The organism is Mycobacterium angelicum (assembly GCF_002086155.1).
Lineage (GTDB): Bacteria > Actinomycetota > Actinomycetes > Mycobacteriales > Mycobacteriaceae > Mycobacterium > Mycobacterium angelicum.
Genome location: NZ_MVHE01000427.1, coordinates 1 through 248, shown reverse-complemented (window position 1 = coordinate 248; position 248 = coordinate 1). Strand labels below are relative to the sequence as shown.

Sequence of the window (248 nt, the reverse complement as noted above, 5' to 3'; positions counted from 1 at the left end):
CTGTCTCGTGGGCTTCTTCAATTCGGGCAACAACAACTTCGGCTTTGGAAACGCGGGCGACATCAACACGGGCTTCGGAAACGCCGGCGACACCAACACGGGCTTCGGAAACGCCGGCTTCTTCAATATGGGCATCGGGAACGCGGGCAACGAAGACATGGGCGTCGGGAACGGCGGTTCCTTTAACGTGGGCGTTGGCAATGCGGGCAACCAAAGTGTGGGCTTTGGCAACGCGGGCACCCTAAACG

General features: G+C 59.7%; 1 pseudogene. It reads left to right on the top strand.

The annotated features are described in order from the left end of the window. Positions 1–248 (top strand): annotated as a pseudogene (locus BST12_RS30120) (PPE family protein); the annotation flags it as partial.